17 protein-coding genes and 1 pseudogene are annotated in these 17,598 nt (G+C 65.1%); 7 read left to right on the top strand and 11 right to left on the bottom strand.

The window, feature by feature from the left end; translation table 11 throughout:
* Positions 1-117: 117 nt before the first annotated feature.
* Positions 118-765 (bottom strand): lysoplasmalogenase family protein, encoded by a 648-nt coding sequence (locus tag GR167_RS05455; protein WP_160972414.1) that lies wholly within the window; start codon positions 763-765, stop codon positions 118-120.
* A gap of 84 nt (positions 766-849) precedes the next feature.
* Here GR167_RS05455 and GR167_RS05460 point away from each other — a divergent pair, with 84 nt between their 5' ends.
* Positions 850-1,239 (top strand): hypothetical protein, encoded by a 390-nt coding sequence (locus GR167_RS05460; RefSeq protein WP_160972415.1) that lies wholly within the window; start codon positions 850-852, stop codon positions 1,237-1,239.
* A gap of 87 nt (positions 1,240-1,326) precedes the next feature.
* Positions 1,327-2,343 carry an alkane 1-monooxygenase gene (locus tag GR167_RS05465; protein WP_160972416.1) on the top strand — a complete coding sequence of 339 codons (1,017 nt, stop codon included), beginning with the start codon at positions 1,327-1,329 and terminating at the stop codon, positions 2,341-2,343.
* A gap of 67 nt (positions 2,344-2,410) precedes the next feature.
* Here the strand turns inward: GR167_RS05465 and xseA are convergent, their stop codons facing one another.
* The gene (xseA, locus tag GR167_RS05470) at positions 2,411-3,961 is read right to left on the bottom strand and encodes an exodeoxyribonuclease VII large subunit (protein WP_160972417.1); all 1,551 of its coding nucleotides are present in this window, start codon (positions 3,959-3,961) and stop codon (positions 2,411-2,413) included.
* Between the two features lie 82 nt (positions 3,962-4,043).
* On the opposite strand from xseA, the gene purD reads away from it, so the two are divergent.
* Positions 4,044-5,306: a phosphoribosylamine--glycine ligase gene (gene purD, locus GR167_RS05475; protein WP_160972418.1), complete on the top strand. Its 1,263-nt coding sequence runs from the start codon at positions 4,044-4,046 to the stop codon at positions 5,304-5,306.
* Positions 5,307-5,406: 100 nt separating this feature from the next.
* On the top strand, positions 5,407-6,009 hold the full coding sequence (locus GR167_RS05480; protein ID WP_160972419.1) for a LuxR C-terminal-related transcriptional regulator: 603 nt from the start codon (positions 5,407-5,409) through the stop codon (positions 6,007-6,009).
* Between the two features lie 6 nt (positions 6,010-6,015).
* Here the strand turns inward: GR167_RS05480 and GR167_RS05485 are convergent, their stop codons facing one another.
* Positions 6,016-6,723 carry an FG-GAP repeat domain-containing protein gene (locus tag GR167_RS05485; RefSeq protein WP_160972420.1) on the bottom strand — a complete coding sequence of 236 codons (708 nt, stop codon included), beginning with the start codon at positions 6,721-6,723 and terminating at the stop codon, positions 6,016-6,018.
* Positions 6,724-6,749: 26 nt separating this feature from the next.
* Positions 6,750-7,073 carry a 2Fe-2S iron-sulfur cluster-binding protein gene (locus GR167_RS05490; protein WP_160972421.1) on the bottom strand — a complete coding sequence of 108 codons (324 nt, stop codon included), beginning with the start codon at positions 7,071-7,073 and terminating at the stop codon, positions 6,750-6,752.
* Between the two features lie 203 nt (positions 7,074-7,276).
* Between GR167_RS05490 and GR167_RS05495 the strand changes: the two genes are divergently transcribed.
* The gene (locus GR167_RS05495; RefSeq protein WP_160972422.1) at positions 7,277-7,813 is read left to right on the top strand and encodes a peptidoglycan-binding domain-containing protein; all 537 of its coding nucleotides are present in this window, start codon (positions 7,277-7,279) and stop codon (positions 7,811-7,813) included.
* A 97-nt stretch (positions 7,814-7,910) separates the two neighbouring features.
* On the opposite strand, the gene GR167_RS05500 is transcribed toward GR167_RS05495, so the two are convergent.
* The 6 genes from GR167_RS05500 to rpiA all read right to left on the bottom strand — a co-directional run bounded on the left by GR167_RS05500 (position 7,911) and on the right by rpiA (position 14,315).
* Entirely contained in the window at positions 7,911-9,284 is a 1,374-nt protein-coding gene (locus GR167_RS05500) for a Do family serine endopeptidase (RefSeq protein ID WP_160972658.1), read from the bottom strand.
* Between the two features lie 340 nt (positions 9,285-9,624).
* On the bottom strand, positions 9,625-9,819 hold the full coding sequence (locus tag GR167_RS05505) for a DUF2065 domain-containing protein (protein WP_160972423.1): 195 nt from the start codon (positions 9,817-9,819) through the stop codon (positions 9,625-9,627).
* Positions 9,819-10,697, bottom strand: coding sequence for a protease modulator HflC (gene hflC, locus GR167_RS05510; RefSeq protein WP_160972424.1), 879 nt, complete (start codon positions 10,695-10,697; stop codon positions 9,819-9,821). The genes GR167_RS05505 and hflC overlap by 1 nt, the downstream gene beginning before the upstream one ends.
* Positions 10,698-10,700: 3 nt before the next feature.
* Complete coding sequence (gene hflK / locus GR167_RS05515) at positions 10,701-11,855, bottom strand: FtsH protease activity modulator HflK (protein WP_160972425.1); 1,155 nt, start codon at positions 11,853-11,855, stop codon at positions 10,701-10,703.
* Positions 11,856-11,946: 91 nt separating this feature from the next.
* Positions 11,947-13,308, bottom strand: coding sequence for a glutathione-disulfide reductase (gor, locus tag GR167_RS05520; protein WP_160972426.1), 1,362 nt, complete (start codon positions 13,306-13,308; stop codon positions 11,947-11,949).
* 218 nt (positions 13,309-13,526) lie between these two features.
* A complete protein-coding gene (rpiA, locus tag GR167_RS05525) occupies positions 13,527-14,315 on the bottom strand; it encodes a ribose-5-phosphate isomerase RpiA (protein ID WP_160972427.1) in 789 nt (262 codons plus the stop codon).
* Positions 14,316-14,555: 240 nt separating this feature from the next.
* Here rpiA and GR167_RS05530 point away from each other — a divergent pair, with 240 nt between their 5' ends.
* The gene (locus tag GR167_RS05530; protein ID WP_160972428.1) at positions 14,556-15,929 is read left to right on the top strand and encodes an L-serine ammonia-lyase; all 1,374 of its coding nucleotides are present in this window, start codon (positions 14,556-14,558) and stop codon (positions 15,927-15,929) included.
* A 71-nt stretch (positions 15,930-16,000) separates the two neighbouring features.
* Positions 16,001-16,984, top strand: coding sequence for a DMT family transporter (locus tag GR167_RS05535; RefSeq protein WP_306419554.1), 984 nt, complete (start codon positions 16,001-16,003; stop codon positions 16,982-16,984).
* Between the two features lie 25 nt (positions 16,985-17,009).
* Here the strand turns inward: GR167_RS05535 and GR167_RS05540 are convergent.
* Positions 17,010-17,546: pseudogene (locus GR167_RS05540) on the bottom strand (thiamine pyrophosphokinase); the annotation flags it as partial.
* Between the last annotated feature and the right edge of the window lie 52 nt (positions 17,547-17,598).

Here is a 17,598-nt window from a genome sequence, read left to right on the forward strand (position 1 = left end):
AAGGGGATTCCGTAAGTCTTTCGAATGACCTAGCCACTCTGCCACGCCATTGGAAGCCCCGCCCCTTATTTCCTTGGGGATGGGGCTGTGGAAAACCCTGTGGGAGGGCATGTATTTTCAGCCAAGGAATCCCATGAATAAAAGGACTTGCGCGGCGTAGTAAAAGAACCAGATCAGGAACGGCGCGATCCTGCCGAAGATGCCCCCCGAAATCACGAAAAGTTCCACCGAAAGGATCAAATCGGACAGGATGAAGCTCAATGCGCCGGCCAGGATCGTGGCCCGGGGAATCGGCAGCTGCGCCGCCATCGCCCCCATCGTCATGATCAGCACCACGTAGAACCGCACCGGGATCTTCAGCCCGCCGGTGCGCGGGGCCAGCCAGAATTCTGTCGATAAGCCCAGCCCGATCAGCGCCAACGGCACCGCCCAGGCCAGCGCGTCACCGCCGAAGTGAGGGCCGAACTGCACCGCGAAGGCGACGACATAGAGAATGTGCCCGACGGCAAAGGCGCCGATCCCGGCCTTGAGCCAGTTTTCGCCCGGCCGCGACAGCAGGAAATCGCCCGCCGCGCAGGCCCAGAGCCCCGCCAGCGCCCATCCCGGCGCCCCCGCCAGCCCGATCCCGACGGCAGGCACCGCCACCGCCCCGGTCTTGACCAGTGTTTTCAGCAGGCTCGGCCCCCGATGGCAGAACCAGGCGAGGTAGAGCGCGGAAAGCCCCGCGCCGATCAGCAGATAGACAGGATGGATGCCGTGGATCATATGTCGCCCCTGTTCGCCCCCGTTATCGCGCCGCCCGCGCAATTGTGACTTGGCCTGCGCGCGTTTGTTGCGCAGGATGGCGGCATGAAATGGATTGTGCCACTGCTTTTTTCCGCCATGCCCGCGTTGGCGCAGGACGCGATGTCCGGCCTGGAATTCGACGCCTACACGCGCGGGAAGACCTTCTATTACGGCGATGGCGACAGCCCCTATGGCGGCGAGGAATATCTCGACGACCAGCAGGTGCGCTGGTCCTTCCTCGACGGCAAATGCAAGGATGGCCATTGGTATCAGGACGGCGAACTGATCTGCTTCGTCTATGACGACAGCCCCGATCCGCATTGCTGGAGCTTCTTTCAAAGCCCAGGCGGGCTGATCGCGCGCTTCGCAGGCGATCCGGATCAGACGGTTCTCTACGAGGTGAACAAATCCGACGACCCGATGCTGTGCCTGGGCCCCGATGTCGGGGTCTGAGCGGGGTGCCGGGGCGATTGCCGCCCCCGGTGCGAGGCGATAGGCTGGCGCAAATCGCCCCAGTATCGCCCCTGCCCGGATCGCCCGATGTTCCTGTTCACCCTCGCCACGCTGACACCGGCCCTGCTGCTGATCCTTTCGGCATCTCGCGGCGGGGCTTGGGTGGCGATCGCGGTCCTGTTCATCACTTTGTTCACCTTCCTGATGGACCGGCTGGGGCACAAGGCGGCCGAGGCACGCCCTGATGCCGAATTTCCCGCAGGCGACGGGCTGTCGGTCGTGCTGGCGCTGCTGCACCTGCCGATGCTGGCGCTGGCGGTCTGGGCAGTGGGTGGCGACAGCGGTTTCACGGTGTGGGAACGCGCCGGGCTGCTGGTGGGCTTCGGGCTGTTCTTCGGCCAGATCGCGCATCCCAACGCGCATGAGCTGATCCATCGCGGCAACCGCTGGCTGTCGGGGCTGGGCAAGATGGTCTATATCACCCTGCTGATCGGCCATCACGTGTCTGCGCACCGTTTAGTGCATCACACCCATGTCGGCACCGATACCGATCCCAGTTCGGCCAGACAAGGCGAAGGGTTCTGGCGTTTCACACGACGCGGCTGGACCGGCGCCTTCCGCGCCGGTTTGCACGCCGAAAACGCCCGCCGCACGCGCGCGCGGCGGTCGTCCCTCCTGTCCCATCCTTACCTGCACTATGTCGGCGGGGCGGTTCTGACGATGACGCTTGCCGCCCTCGCCTTTGGCCCGGGGGGCTTTGCGGCGCTGATCGGGATGGCGGGATATGCGCAGATCCAGTTGCTGCTGTCCGATTACGTGCAGCATTACGGGCTGCGCCGCGCGATACGTGAAAACGGCAAGCCGGTGCCGGTGGGCCCCGAGCACAGCTGGAACACGCCGCATTGGTATTCCAGCGCGATGATGCTGAACGCGCCGCGCCATTCCGATCACCACATGCACCCGTCGCGGCATTACCCGGCGCTGCGGCTATCCCCCGAAATGCCGGTGCTGCCGCATTCGCTGCCGGTGATGGCGGTGATCGCCTTGTGGCCCGGGCTGTGGCGGCGGGTGATGGATAAGCGCTTGGCGGCGTTGGGCGTTTAGGGGGCTGACTGCCCCCCTTGGCCTGCGGCCAATTCCCCCCGTGAGTATTTTCACCAAGAAGAAACGGTCAGAACAGGCTGCCCTGTTCGGGCGGTTTCGGCTTGGTTTTGGGCTGGGTTTTCGCGGGCTTGGCGCCGAGCGTCAGGCGGCCGTCGGCGAATTCGATTTCCAGCGCCTCGGCCTTTGCCGCCGCCTTCTTGCTGGTGACCACGTCGCCATCGCCGCGCACTACCGCGTAACCGCGTTTCAACGTCGCCTTGTAGCCCAGGGTTTCGCGCAAGCGGTCCAGCGCCTCGACCTGGCCCTGCCAGGTCGTGAGCTGGCGCTGGCCGGCATCCGACAAGCGTTGCGCCAGGCGGGCGAAATCGTCGCCCTTGCGCGCGAGGTCGCGCTGCAGCGGTTCGATTTTCAGCCGGTCGGCCCTGCGGCCCAAAGCTTCGCGCTTGGCCTCGACCCCGCGCTGGAGACCTGCCGCCAGGCGGGGCGACAGCGCCGACAGGGCGCGTTTTTCATGCTCGATCCGGCGGGTCAGGTTGGCCGGGCGCAGCCCGCCGCGGATATCCGACAGCTTCACCTGGCGCATCTGCACCGAGCGGATCAGCGCCTGCGGCAGGCGTTCGCCCCAGCTGTCGAGCCGCTGGCGCGGGCTTTCCAGCAGCGTGTCGGCGCGCGGCAGGGCACGCGACAGGTCACGCAGCCGCTGGCCGCGCTGCGTCACGCCCTGGGTCAGCGCCCGGGTCAGCCGCGCGTTCTGCTGGTCGAGCCAGCCCAGCAGTTCCAGCCGCACCGGTACCGCCAGTTCGGCCGCTGCCGTCGGCGTCGGTGCGCGCATGTCGGATACGAAATCGATCAGCGTGGTGTCGGTTTCATGCCCCACCGCCGAGATCAGCGGAATTTCCGACGCCGCCGCCGCGCGGGCGACGATTTCCTCGTTGAAGCCCCACAGATCCTCGATCGAGCCACCGCCGCGCGCCACGATCAGAAGATCCGGGCGCGGCAGCGCGCCGCCCGGGGTCAAAGCGTTGAAGCCCGCGATGGCGCGGGCGACTTCGGCGGCGCATTTTTCGCCCTGCACCGCCACCGGCCAGATCAGCACCTTGCGCGGGAAACGGTCGCGCAGCCGGTGCAGGATGTCGCGGATCACCGCGCCCGAGGGCGAGGTGACGACGCCGATCACTTCGGGCAGGTAGGGCAGTTCCTGTTTGCGTTCGGGGGCGAACAGACCTTCGGCGGCCAGCATCTGCTTGCGCTTTTCCAGCATCGCCATCAGCGCGCCCATGCCCGCCGGTTTCAGATCCTCGATCACGATCTGGTACTTGGACTGGCCCGGGAAGGTGGTCAGCCGCCCGGTCGCCACCATTTCCATCCCTTCCTCGGGTTGGGTGGTCAAGCGTGACGCGACCCCCTTCCAGATCACCCCGGCGATCACCGACCGGTCATCCTTGAGGTCCAGATAGATATGGCCAGACCGCGGCCGCGACACGCGCCCCACCTCTCCACGCACCCGGACATGGGCGAATTCGCCCTCGATCATCCGCTTGATCGCGCCGGACAGTTCGGTGACGCTGAATTCGGGCGCGTTTTCGCCTTCGCGGGGATCGTCGATCAGATCGGACATGGTGGATCGGCCTGCTTCACTTGTTTCCTGCCTCAACCCACCTTAGAACGCCGCCAACGGAAGGCCAAGCGGAGTCAGGCTCATGAACATTCTCATCCTCGGCGGCGGCGGGCGCGAACATGCGCTGGCCTGGGCGGTTCTGCAGAACCCGAAATGCGACAAGCTGATCGTGGCGCCGGGCAATGCGGGCATCGCCGCGATTGCCGACTGCGCCGATCTGGACATCCTGAACGGCGCGGCCGTGGTGAATTTCTGCGAGGAAAACGCGATCGACTTCGTCATCGTCGGCCCCGAAGCGCCGCTGGCCGCGGGCGTGGCCGACCGGCTGCGCGATGCCGGGTTCCTGGTCTTCGGCCCGTCCGAGGAAGCGGCGAAGCTGGAAGCCTCGAAAAGCTTCACCAAGGAGATCTGCGACGCTGCCAAGGCGCCCACCGCCGGTTACGGCCATTTCACCGATGCAGAGGCTGCCAAGGCCTATATCCGTGAACAGGGCGCGCCGATCGTGGTCAAGGCCGACGGGCTGGCCGCCGGCAAGGGCGTGATCGTGGCGATGGACGAAGACACCGCGCTGGCCGCCATCGACGACATGTTCGGCGGCGAATTCGGCTCCGCCGGGGCCGAGGTGGTGATCGAGGAATTCATGGAAGGTGAAGAAGCCTCCTATTTCATCCTGGTGGATGGCGAAACCTGCCTGCCCATCGGCACCGCGCAGGATCACAAGCGCGTCGGCGAGGGCGACACCGGGCTGAACACCGGCGGCATGGGCGCCTATTCCCCCGCCCCGGTGCTGTCGGACGAGATCGCCGAGAAGGCGATGGAGGAAATCATCAAGCCCACCATGAAGGCGATGGTGGATCGCGGCACGCCCTATCAGGGCGTTCTTTACGCCGGGCTGATGATCAAGGACGGTCAGCCGCGGCTGGTGGAATACAACGTGCGTTTCGGCGACCCGGAATGCCAGGTTCTGATGCTGCGGCTGGGCGCGCAGGCGCTCGACCTGATGCAGGCCTGCGCCGAGGGCCGTCTGGCGGACGCCCAGGTGAACTGGGCCGACGATCACGCGATGACCGTGGTGATGGCCGCCAAGGGCTACCCCGGCGACTATGTGAAGGGCAGCGTGATCAAGGGGCTCGATACCCTACCCGAAACCAGTTCTGAAATGTGCTTCCACGCCGGGACCGGCGAAAAGGACGGCCAAATCATCGCCACCGGCGGCCGGGTGCTGAACGTCACCGCGCGCGGCGCGACGCTCAAGGAAGCCGCGGATCGCGCCTATGCGATGGTCGACCGGATCGACTGGCCCGAAGGCTTCTGCCGCCGCGATATCGGCTGGCGCGCGCTTTGACCCCAGCCCGCCCGGCGCGACAGAACATTTGCGCCGGGCCTTTCGCGCCCCTATCATGCCCGGGCTTGCAATCCCCAATCACCCGGAGCAGCTCGAAAAAATGGCAGACCTGGAAGAACAGGCTTACGAAAGCGGCGATTTCACCAAGCTGATCGTCGAATATGCGCCGATCGGGCTGGTGGTGACCGAAAGCCGGGTGATCCGCGACTGCAACCCGGCCTTCGCGCAGATGTTCGGCTATGAGCAGGACGAATTGCGCGATACCAGCTTCGCCATCCTGTACCCCACCCAGGAAGAGTTCGTGAACATCCGCAATCGCGGCGTGAAGGAGCTGAGCGAACAAAGCCCCTATTGGGACGAACGGGTGATGATGCGCAAGAATGGCGAATTGTTCTGGTGCCGGGTGCGAGGCCACAGCTTCACCCCCGACGAGCCGCTGCGCCGCGCGGTCTGGACCTTGTCGGACCTGTCGGATAGCCGCCCCTACCAGCCGCTGACCCGGCGCGAGCGCGAGGTGTTTTCGCTGATCAGCGAGGGCAAGACCAGCAAGGAAATCGCCATCACCCTGGGCATGTCGCACCGCACGGTCGAGGTGCACCGGTCGCGCCTGTTGAAGAAATTCCGCGCCGCCAATACCGCCGGGCTGTTCCAGTCGCTGGGCGCAATTGGTGGCGACCACGTGGTCAATAGCGGCCGGGGCTGAACGGGGTCAGTTCGCGCAGTTCAGCGCCTGTGTGAAGCTTTCGGGACCTTCGTAGCGGCCGATGGAACGCGCGCTCAAATGCCCGTTTTCCAACCGCACCGCCATCACCCGCCGCCAATCGGCATCGGCGGTGACGATCTCGGGTCCCTGCCCGCAATCGCGGAAGCCGCCGCCGATTTCCGCATCGCCCAGCCGGTGATTGGTCAGACCTTTCAGAGTGGCGACCTCGCGCAACGCGCCATCGCGGAACCGCCAGACCCGCAGCACACGCGCCAGGTGCGGGCGGTCGATATAGGCCAGTTCGACAGATCCGTCGCCATCCAGGTCGGCACCGCCCAGCGGCGCAAGCCAGCGATGGGTCCGGCCGATATGCGGGGTCGCGGCGATCTTGCCGGTCTCGTCATAGACAGCCAGCGAGGCGCCGCGCGCAATGTCGGTTTCGATCACCACCACCTCGGCATCGCCGTCGCCATCCACGTCGATCAGTCGCGGCGAGTTATCTTCGAAAACGTGGGTATCGGGCAGCGTCACGCGCAGGGCGCGGCCATCGGACAGGCGCATCCGCAACGCGCCCCATTCCTCGGTATCGCCGAACACCCCATGGGCATAGCGTGTGGTGGGGTCCAGATAACGGGCCGAGGTGATCTCGGCCGCAGCCGGGGCCGCCTGCAAGGCGGCCCACAGCAGCAAAGGCAGGGCGGCGATCCGGTGCATCCGCTGTCGCCTCGCCCTGCCCCGCATCAGATCTGCTTTTCGGGCATATGGACGACCAGACCGTCCAGCGCGTCGGTCACCTTGATCTGGCAGGTCAGGCGCGAGCGTTCGGCGTCGGGCTCGAACGCGAAATCCAGCATGTCCTCTTCCATGTCGTCCTTCGCGGGCAGTTTTTCGACCCAGGCCGGATCGACATAGACGTGGCAGGTCGAACAGGCGCAGGCGCCGCCGCAATCGGCCTCGATGCCGGGGATATTGTTGTCGCGCGCGCCTTCCATCACGGTCAGACCGTTGGCGACCTCGACGACATGTTCGGTGCCGTTATGTTCGATATAGGTAATCTTCGCCATCCGGGCGGCCTCCTGATCTTAGGCTTTGTTCGTGTCAGTCACAGTTCCTAGCCAAGCACGGCGCCAGAAACCAGTCCCTTTTGCGTGAACGCGGCGAAGCGCGCGGCCCTCCGCGCCATTCTGCCGCCCGTTCAAGCGGCTTTCGCGGGGACTGCAAACAGGCTAAAGTATGTAAAACAATTTATGAAACGAGATATCGAGCAATGCGTTTCCTGCCCCTGATACTGGGCCTTGCCGGGGCCCCGGCCCTGCTTGCGGGATGCGATAATGCCGCGCCGGTGCCCGGCCTGCCCGCAGAACCGCAGGTCACGCGACAGATGGACAGCGCCCCGCCGGGGGCCGCGCCCGGTACCTGCTGGGGCAAGCACGTGGTGCCCGCGATCTATGAAACGGTGACCGAACAGGTGATGCTGCAACCGGCCGAGGTGCTGGCCGACGGCACCGTCACCCAACCCGCGATCTACAAGACCGAAACCCGTCAGGGCATCGTGCGCGAACGCAAGGAAACCTGGTTCGAGATGCCCTGCGACACGGTGCTGACGCCGGAATTCGTGGCCTCGCTGCAGCGGGCGCTGCAGGCGCGCGGGCTCTATCACGGCACGCCCAACGGCGAAATGGATGCCCGCACCCATGCCGCCATCCGGCGCTATCAGAAACCGCAGGGGCTGGATTCCGGGCTGCTGTCGATCGCCGCGGCGCGCAAGCTGGGGCTGATCGCGGTGGCCAACCCGAACGGCTGAACGCCGCCCATCCCAGCCCGACGCATCCCCGAGACCGCAAAAGAAAAGGCCGCCCTGAAGGCGGCCTTTCCCATTTCGTTGCGTGAGCGGTTTGGTCTTAGTTTTCCTCGACCGACAGGGCCACGAAGCGCGGCTCACCGGCGCGGCGCACCAGCAGCAGCAGCGACTTGCGGCCTGCCTCGCGGGCCTCGTCGATCCGGTCCTGCAGGTCCGTGGCGGTGCTCAGCTTCTGCTGACCGGCCTCGGTGATCACGTCGCCGGCGCGCAGGCCCTTTTCATAGGCTTCGGTGGTTTCGTCGACATCCATCACCACCAGCCCCTTGGTGCTGTCCTTGAGCTTCAGCTCCTCGCGTAGCTGATCGGTCACCGGGCTCAGCGTCAGGCCCAGCATCTCGGTCGGCGCATCGGGGGTGACCTCTTCGCTCGGTTGCGCGGCCGGGATCGCCTCGGCCTCTTCGCGGCGGCCCAGGGTGACCTTCAGCGTCACGGTCTTGCCGTCACGGAACACGGTGACGCGCACCGCCTTGCCGACCTCGGTATTGCCGACCTTGCGCACCAGCGAGCGGGTGTCGACCACGTCGGTGCCGTCGAAGTTGACGATCACGTCGCCCTGCAGGATGCCGGCATCCTTGGCCGGGCCGTCGGGCACGTCGGTGACCAGCGCGCCGCTGGTTTTCTCAAGACCCATAGCCTCGGCCATGTCGCCGGTCATGTCCTGGATACGCACGCCCAGCCAGCCGCGGCGGGTTTCGCCGAATTCCTTCAGCTGGCCGACCACGTTCTTGACCACGTTCGACGCCATCGAGAAACCGATGCCGATCGAACCGCCATTGGGGCTGAGGATCGCGGTGTTCACGCCGATCACTTCGCCATCCATGTTGAACAGCGGCCCGCCCGAGTTGCCCCGGTTGATCGCCGCGTCGGTCTGGATGTAATCGTCATAGCTGCCCGACAGCGCCCGGTTGCGCGCCGACACGATACCGGCGGAAACCGAGAAGCCCTGGCCCAGCGGGTTGCCCATCGCCATCACCCAGTCGCCGACGCGCGCGGTGTCGCTGTCGCCGAAGCTGACATAAGGCAGCGGCTTGTCCGCCTCGACCTTCAGCAGCGCGATATCGGTGTTCGGATCGGTGCCCACCACGGTGGCTTCCAATTCGTCGCCGCCGAAGAATTCGATCACGATCTCGTCGGCGCTCTCGATGACGTGGTTATTGGTGACGATGTAACCGTCCTCGGAGATCACGAAGCCCGATCCAAGCGCCGAGGACCGGCGCGGCCGATCGCCGTTGTTGCGATCCTGGAATTCGCGGAAGAAATCCTCGAACGGGCTGCCTTCGGGGACGATCGGGTTGGGGCCCTGGCTGCCCGCGACGACGGTCGATGTGGTGATATTGACCACCGCATCGCTGATTTGGCTGGCCAGATCGGCAAGGCTGTCAGGCCGCGCCGCGGCCTGCAGCGTCTGCGCCATCACCAGCACGGTGGCCACCAGGCCAAGCACGAAGGCCTTGAACGTGCCGGTATTCGGTCGGGGGATTGAAACGACTGGACTGTTCACTCCCGTTACTCCTCTATTCTGAGTGATGCCGCCACCATTCCCGCTGGCGCGGCGATGTGCAACTCAATCCGGCTCTCTGTGCCTCAATAGCGCGTGAAGACCCGGTGAGCCGTTGGGGGCGCTGCCCCCAAACCCCCGAGGTATTTCGGCCAAGATGAAGAGGCAGGCAAGACGGCGGGGCGGAGCCGCCCGGTTTTAAGACAGTCTAGCGCAGAACCGCGCCGGTGCCGAGTCGTGTTTGCCAAAGGACCGGTCACGCGCCGAGCGATTTGGCGATCCAGACCAGCAGCAGGCCGATGGCCATCGCCGCCATGCCGACGGTGCGCAGGGTGGTTTCGGGCAGTTGCCGCAGCGCCTGCAGAAGCTGTTCCACAAGCGAAGGGGCCAGCGCATAGGCCAGCCCCTCCACAATCAGCACCAGCCCGAGGGCCAGAAGCGCGGTCGCCATCACTGCGCCAACCGGTCCGACTTCAGGTAGTCGAAGAATTCGCTGTCCGGCGTCATCACCATCGACGAATTCGACCCCTGCAGCGCTTTCTCATAGGCCTGCAGCGAGCGGTAGAAGGCGAAGAATTCCGGGTCCGCGCCGAAGGCTTCGGCGAAGATCGCGTTACGCTCCGCATCGGCCTCACCGCGGATCACCTGCGCTTCGCGCTCGGCTTCCGACAGGGTTTCGACCACGGTCCGGTCGGCCAGCGCGCGCACCCGCTGCGCCGCTTCGTTACCGCGGGCGATCTCGTCGGCCGCTTCGCGTTCGCGTTCCGCCCGCATCCGGGCGAAGGTGGCGTTGAGGTTCTGTTCCGGCAGGTTGGTCTGCTTCAGACGCACGTCGACCACGTCGATCCCCAGCGAGCGCGCGCTGTTGCGGGCCTGATCGCGAATCCGCTGCATCAGAATCCGGCGGTCTTCCGACAGGATCGTGTCCGAGGTGACCTGATCGGCGCCCAGAACTTCGCGGATCTGCGCGTTGAGGATCGAGCTCAGGCGATCCTCGGCCAACCGCACGCCGCCGACGCCGACGGCCTGACGGAACCGCACCACGTCGCTGATGCGGTAGCGCGCGAAGGCGTCGACCACCAGGCGGCGGTCATCGGACGGGGTCACCTCGATGGTTTCGGTATCGAGCGACAGGATACGGTCGTCGTATTTGACCACTTCCTGGATCAGCGGCACCTTGAAGCTGAGACCGGGTTCTTCCTTCACGGCCTTGATCTGGCCGAATTGCAGCACCAATGCCTTTTCGCGTTCGTCCACGACGAAGACCGAGGACAGCACGCCGATCAGGGCGATCACCAGGGCCGGGATAAGAATGGCTGTTTTACGCATCGCTTATTTCCCCTCATCCGTCGTCGGTCGGCGCAGTTCGTTCAGCGGCAGGTAGGGCACCACGCCCTGGCCGCCCCCGGCACCGGTCAGGGCGCCGTCGAGGATGGTCTTGTCGACGCTGCCCAGCACCTTTTCCATGGTTTCCAGATACAGACGCTTGCGGGTCACGTCCGGCGCCTTGTCGTATTCCGCGCGCACGGCGCTGAAGCGGCTGGCCTCACCCAAGGCGTCGTTGACGACCTGGGCGCGATAGGCCTCGGCCTCTTCCTGCGTCTGCGCCGCCTTACCGCGGGCCTCGGCGAGCACCCGGTTGGCATAGGCATCGGCTTGGCGCTGCAGCCGGTCGCGTTCCTGTTCGGCGGCCTGCACTTCGCGGAAGCTGTCGATCACCTCGCGCGGCGGGTCGGCCTTTTCGAGGTTCACCCGCACGATGTTGATGCCGCTTTCGTATTCGTCGAGCGTCGCCTGGATGTTTTCCTTCACGCTGTCGGCGATGATGCCGCGGTCGCGGTTCAGGATCGGCGCCAGGTTCGACGCGGCGATGATTTCACGCATCACCGATTCCGATACCGCCTGAACGGTCAGGCGCGGATCGGCGATGTTGAACAGCAGCTTGGAGGGATCGTTGATGTTCCACACCACCTGGAAGTCGATATCGACGATATTGGCATCGGTGGTCAGCATCAGCCCGGCATCCTGCCCGCCGCGCGACAGGCCGATATTTTCGGTCCGTTCCGAGGTCACGTTGACCACTTCAGCCGACACGATCGGCCAGGGGGCAAAGTTCAGACCCGGGTTGCCGGTCTTGTAATATTCACCCAGCAGCAGTTCGACCGACTGTTCTTCGGGCTTCACGGTGTAGAAGCTGGAAAAGGCCCACAGACCGACCGCCACCAGAACGCCCAGTCCGATCGTGCCCTTGTTGAAGCCCAGGCCGCCCGGGCCGCCAACGCCGCCGGTACCCCGGCCGCCGCCCGCACCGCCGCGGCCGCCCATCAGGACGCGCAGCTGTTCCTGGCCCTTCTTCATCAGTTCGTCGATTTCGGGAATTTGCGGCCCGTCATCCTGGGGACGGCGCCCGCCCCCGTTGTTGCGACGGTCGTCGTCGCCCCTGTTTCCTCCGCCGCCGCCCCACGGGCCGCCCGAATTGCCTGCCATTGGCTTATGATCCTTTTCTTTCTGCGCCCGTTGCCGGGTCAGTTCACGTGGTCGTGTACCAACCTGTGCAATCGGGCGGGAATTTCAAGCTTTATACCGTACGAACCGGCGCTTTCATGGTGACAATTTCTTCCGACATTGTCGGGTGAACCGCCACGGTCCGGTCGAAATCTTCCTTGGTCGCGCCCATTTTGACCGCGATCCCGGCCAGCTGGATCATCTCGCCCGCGCCGGGCGCGACGATATGACAGCCCAGCACCTTGCGGGTCTCGGCGCTCACGATCAGCTTCATCAGTACCCGCGCCTCGCTGCCCGCGAACAGGCTGCGCATCGGCCGGAAGGAGGAGCAATAGACCTCGATCGGGCCCTTGTCGCGCGCCTCTTCCTCGCTCATCCCCACGGTGCCCATTTCCGGCTGGGTGAAGATGGCGGTCGGGATCAGGTCGTGATCGACCGGGGTCGGGTTGCCCTTGAACACGGTTTCGACGAAAGCCATGCCTTCGCGGATCGCCACGGGGGTCAGGTTGACCCGGTCGGTGACGTCACCGATGGCATAGATCGAGGGCACGGCGGTCTGGCTGTACTCATCTACCTCGACCTTGCCGTTGCGGCCGAGCTTCACGCCCGCCTCTTCCAGCCCCATATCGTCGGTATTGGGCACCCGGCCGGTGGCGAACATCACCTGGTCGAACAGCTTTTCGTCGCCATTGGTCGCCTTAACCCGGATAGCGCCCGAAGCGTCGCGTTCCATCGACAGGATATTGGTGCCCAGGTGCAGGTTGATGCCGCTCTGGATCATCTCGTCGGATACCAGCCCGCGCGCTTCGTCATCGAAGCCGCGCAGGATCTGCGCGCCGCGGTAATATTGCGTGACCTCGACACCCAGCCCGTTCAGCACACCGGCGAATTCGCAGGCGATATAGCCGCCGCCGACGATCAGGATCGATCCGGGCAGCTTATCGAGGTGGAAGATGTCGTTCGAGGTGATGCCCAGCTCCTCGCCCGGGATGCCAGGCTTGATCGGGCGGCCGCCCATCGCCAGCAAGATATGCTTGGCGGTCTTGCGTTCACCGGTGGAAAGCTCGACCGTATGCGCATCGACGACCTTGGCGCGCGCGTCGAAGCTTTCGACGCCCGACCCGGCCAGCAGCTTGCGATAGATGCCTTCCAGCCGGTCCAGTTCCGCGTGCAGCTTGCCCTTGAAGCTGTCCCAATTGAAGGTGCCGGTGGGCATGTCCCAGCCATAGGCCCGCGCCTCTTCGGCAAGCCCTGGGAATTCCGAGGCGAAGACCATCAGCTTCTTGGGCACGCAGCCCCGGATCACGCAGGTGCCGCCATAGCGGTCTTCCTCGGCCAGGGCCACCTTGGCGCCGGTTTCGCCCGCCGCCACCCGGGCCGCGCGCACGCCGCCCGATCCACCGCCGATCACGAAGAGGTCATAGTCGAAACTCATGGGAAGCTATCTTTCGTTCTGAAGACTTCGGTTGCGACCACATCTATGTCGTCGGCGGAAAAGTTCCAACCCGCAACCCACAGCTATTTGACCACCGCTTGGGTTGAGGGGGTACGGCAAAGCGAGAAGCCGGGCCAGCGCCAGTTCGCGGGGTAGCGCTGACCCGGCGGCCTTCGGCCTTGTTCCGGGCTTAAGCTTCTTCAGTTAGGAATGCGGGCTCAGTCGCTCAGATCGGTGAACAGGTTGTCGCTGTCGACGAATTCCAGCTTATCCTCTTCCACCGAGTCGTCATTGATGTCGCGCACCTGCACCCGGCCGTCGCCGTAGCCCACGATCACCGTGTCGCAGATATCGATGAACAGCCCGTTTTCCACCACGCCGGGGATCTGGTTCAGCACCATCGCCAATTGGCGCGGGTTGCCGATCCGGTTCAGGTGCAAATCGATGATGTGATTGCCCTCGTCGGTGAAGAACGGCGTGTCGCCGTTCATCCGCAGGGTCGATGTCTGGCCCAGCACATCCATGCTGTCGAGCATTTCCTCGACCAGCGCCTTGGTGGTCTGCCAGCCGAACGGGATCACTTCGACCGGCAGCGGGAAGGCGCCCAGGGTTTCGACTTCCTTGCTGACGTCGGAAATCACGATCATCCGGTCGCTGGCCGTGGCCACGATCTTTTCCTGCAGCAACGCGCCGCCGCCGCCCTTGATCAGGTTGAAGTCGGCGTCGAATTCATCCGCCCCGTCGATGGTGACATCGAGCCAGCGCGCCTCGTCCAGGCTGATCACTTCGATGCCGCATTCGCGGGCCAGCGCCGCGGTGCGGGTCGAGGTCGGAACGCCGCGGATCTTCAACCCGTCGTCGCGCACCATTTCGCCCAGGCATCGCACCATCCAGGCGGCGGTCGACCCGGTCCCCAGACCGACGCGCATCCCGTCTTCCACGAATTCCACCGATTTCTTGGCGGCGACGAATTTGGCCTTGTCGATGGGCGACAGTTCTCCGGTCATGGCGGCGACTCCATTGGTTTTTCCGCAGCTTATAGGAAAGATGCCTCTCAGGCGCGAGAGACAATGACGGAATTTGCGCCTTTCGAGGTGCAAAGGCCGCTTTTTCGGTCACCTTCCCCGCCCCTGTCCCTCCCCTGCACTGCGCGAATATGTCCGGAATTGTCGCTTTCCGGCGTTGCCGCCCGCGCACCGGGCTGTAGGGTGGCCCGAAACGCAACCGTCATCCAAAGGCCCCTGTACATGTTCCTGTCGGTATTCGAGATGTTCAAGATCGGGGTCGGCCCGTCCTCGTCGCACACGATGGGGCCGATGGTCGCCGCGTCGCGGTTCCTGTCGATGATGCGCGCCTCGCCCTTCGATTTCCACGGATTGCGCGCGTCGTTGCACGGGTCGCTGGCCTTCACCGGCGTGGGCCATGCCACGGACCGGGCCACCGTTCTGGGGCTGGCCGGGTTCGAACCGCAAAGCTATGATCATGACAAGGCCGAGGCCGCGCTGGACGACATCCACCGCAGCAAAACGGTGACGCCGCCAGACCTGCCGACACTGGCCTTCGACCCCGAAGCCGATCTCGTCTTCGATTACGGCCCGCCCCTGCCCGGCCATGCCAACGGCATGGTGCTGATGGCCACCGACGCGCAGGGCGACGTGATCCTGCAAGAGGTATTCTATTCCATCGGCGGCGGCTTCGTGATGACCGAAGCCGAACTGGCCGCGGGAAAGAACACAGACGAAGGCGCCCCGGTGCCCTTCCCGTTCAAGACGGCGGTCGAAATGCTGGAAATGGCAAAGACATCGGGCAAGACCATCGCCCAGATGAAGACCGCAAACGAGGTATCGCGCTGCGGTCAGACAAACCTCAAGACCGGGCTGACCCGGATCTGGGAGGTGATGAACGGCTGCATCGAACGCGGGATGGAGAGCGAAGGCATCCTGCCCGGCGGGTTGCAGGTGAAGCGGCGGGCGAAATGCATCCACGAGGCATTGCTGGCCGAACGCGGCATGAACCTGACCGCGCCGCATGTGATCAACGACTGGATCAGCATGTACGCGATGGCGGTGAACGAAGAAAACGCCGCCGGCGGGCAGGTCGTCACCGCCCCCACCAACGGCGCGGCGGGGGTGCTGCCTGCCGTGATCCGCTACTGGCTCGACCATGTGCCGGGGGCCAGCCTGTCGCGGATCGACGAATTCCTGCTGACGGCGGCCGCCATTGGCGGTCTGATCAAGCACAACGCCTCGATCTCAGGCGCCGAAGCGGGCTGCCAGGCCGAGGTCGGCAGCGCCGCCGCGATGGCCGCCGCCGGGATGTGCGCCGTAATGGGCGGCACGCCCGAGCAGATCGAAAACGCCGCCGAGATCGCTTTGGAACACCACCTCGGAATGACCTGCGACCCGGTCAAGGGGCTGGTGCAGGTGCCCTGCATCGAACGCAACGGGTTGGGCGCGATCAAGGCGGTCAGCGCCGCGTCGCTGGCCTTGCGCGGGACCGGGGATCATTTCGTGCCTCTGGATGCGGCGATCGAGACCATGCGCCAGACCGGGCGCGACATGCACGAGCATTACAAGGAAACCTCGCTTGGCGGGCTGGCGGTGAATATTCCGAATTGCTGACCGGCGCGACCCGACGTCAATCAGCACCTTCCAGGATTGCCCCCACCCCGTCGCCTTCCTAACCTGCGCCCATGACGCAGGATCGCCCCCTTCTCGGTATCGCCTTGATGCTTGCCTTTTCCGCCATGGCGCCGTTTGCCGACGCCATCGCGAAGATATTGGGCCAGACCCTGCCGATCAGCCTTATCGTGCTGTTCCGTTTCGTGGCGCAGTTGGCGATCCTGCTGCCGGTGGTGATGCTGACCCGCCGCACCTGGTCCTTCACCCCGCGGGTGCTGCGCCTGTCGCTGATCCGCACGGTCCTGCATATCCTCGGCATCGGGCTGATGGTGGCCGCGCTGCGCGTTCTGCCGCTGGCCGATGCCATCGCCATCGCCTTCGTGCTGCCCTTCCTGATGCTGCTGCTGGGCAAGGTCTTCCTGAACGAAGAAGTCGGCCCGCGCCGCCTGGCCGCCTGCGCGGTGGGGTTTGCGGGCACGCTGCTGATCGTGCAGCCCAGCTTCCAGCAAGTCGGCTGGCAGGCGCTGCTGCCGCTGGCCGTGGCGGTCAACTTCGCCTTTTTCATCCTGGTCACCCGCTCGGTGTCGAAGGAAATCGACCCGATGGCGCTGCAGGTCGTGTCGGGCGGCATGGCGGTGGTGATCCTGCTGCCACTGCTGGGGGGCTATTACCTGTGGGCCGGGCAGGACAGCATGCCCGCCGCGCCGAACCTGACCGAATGGGCGCTGCTGGCGCTTATGGGGGTGATCGGGACGGTGGCGCATCTGCTGATGACCTGGTCGCTGCGCTATGCGCCCTCGACCACGCTGGCGCCGATCCAATATGTCGAATTGCCGATGACCACCTTCGTCGGCTGGCTGATCTTTTCCGACCTGCCCAACGGGTTGGCCGCGCTTGGCATCACGATTTCGGTCAGCGCCGGGATCTATATCATCCTGCGCGAGCGGGCCATGCTGGCGCCTGCGAAAGCGCCCGTGCCGCCGGCTCCAGCTCTGTCAGCGGCAGCATCATCAGCATCGCGGGCGCGTCGAACCACAGATGCAGCGGGCCGCTGATTTCGTTCGAGGTACCGACCCGCCCATCGGGCGCGAAATCCAGCCCCTCGATCGGCCAGCGCAGCCCGGCCGAACGCCCGGTGACGGCGGCCATCGGGAACAGCGACACCAGGGTGCCCACCGGCAGATCCAGCCGCAATTCGGGTGGCGCAACGAAGCTGATCAGCTCCGGCCCCAGCAGGATGCAGCGCCGCTCGGGGCGACGCACCATCGCGTTGAACGCCGCCATCTGGTGATCGATCCGGCTGCCGTTGAACCCCGCGCCCAGCACCAGCGGCGCCTCGATATGGCGCAGGCATTTGTCGAAATCGGTGCTTTCCTGTTCGGCGATGGGATGCAGCCGATCATCCGGGATCGCTGCCCGCGCGGCCTCCGACAAGCTGTCGAAATCGCCGATCACCGCCACCGGGTCCAACCCCAGTTTCAACGCCACGTCTGCGCCGCCATCGGCGCAGACCACTTCGGGCGCCAGGGCCAGCGCCGCCTCGATCGCCTGGCTCGGCACGGTTCCTGCACCGATCAGCGTCACCGGGGAGTCGGAAAAAACAATCGCATCATTCATGGCGGGATTACTGCCCGGTTTGGAAACAGACCACAATATGGTCACAAAATGA

The organism is Thalassovita mangrovi, assembly GCF_009857745.1.
Lineage (GTDB): Bacteria > Pseudomonadota > Alphaproteobacteria > Rhodobacterales > Rhodobacteraceae > Thalassobius > Thalassobius mangrovi.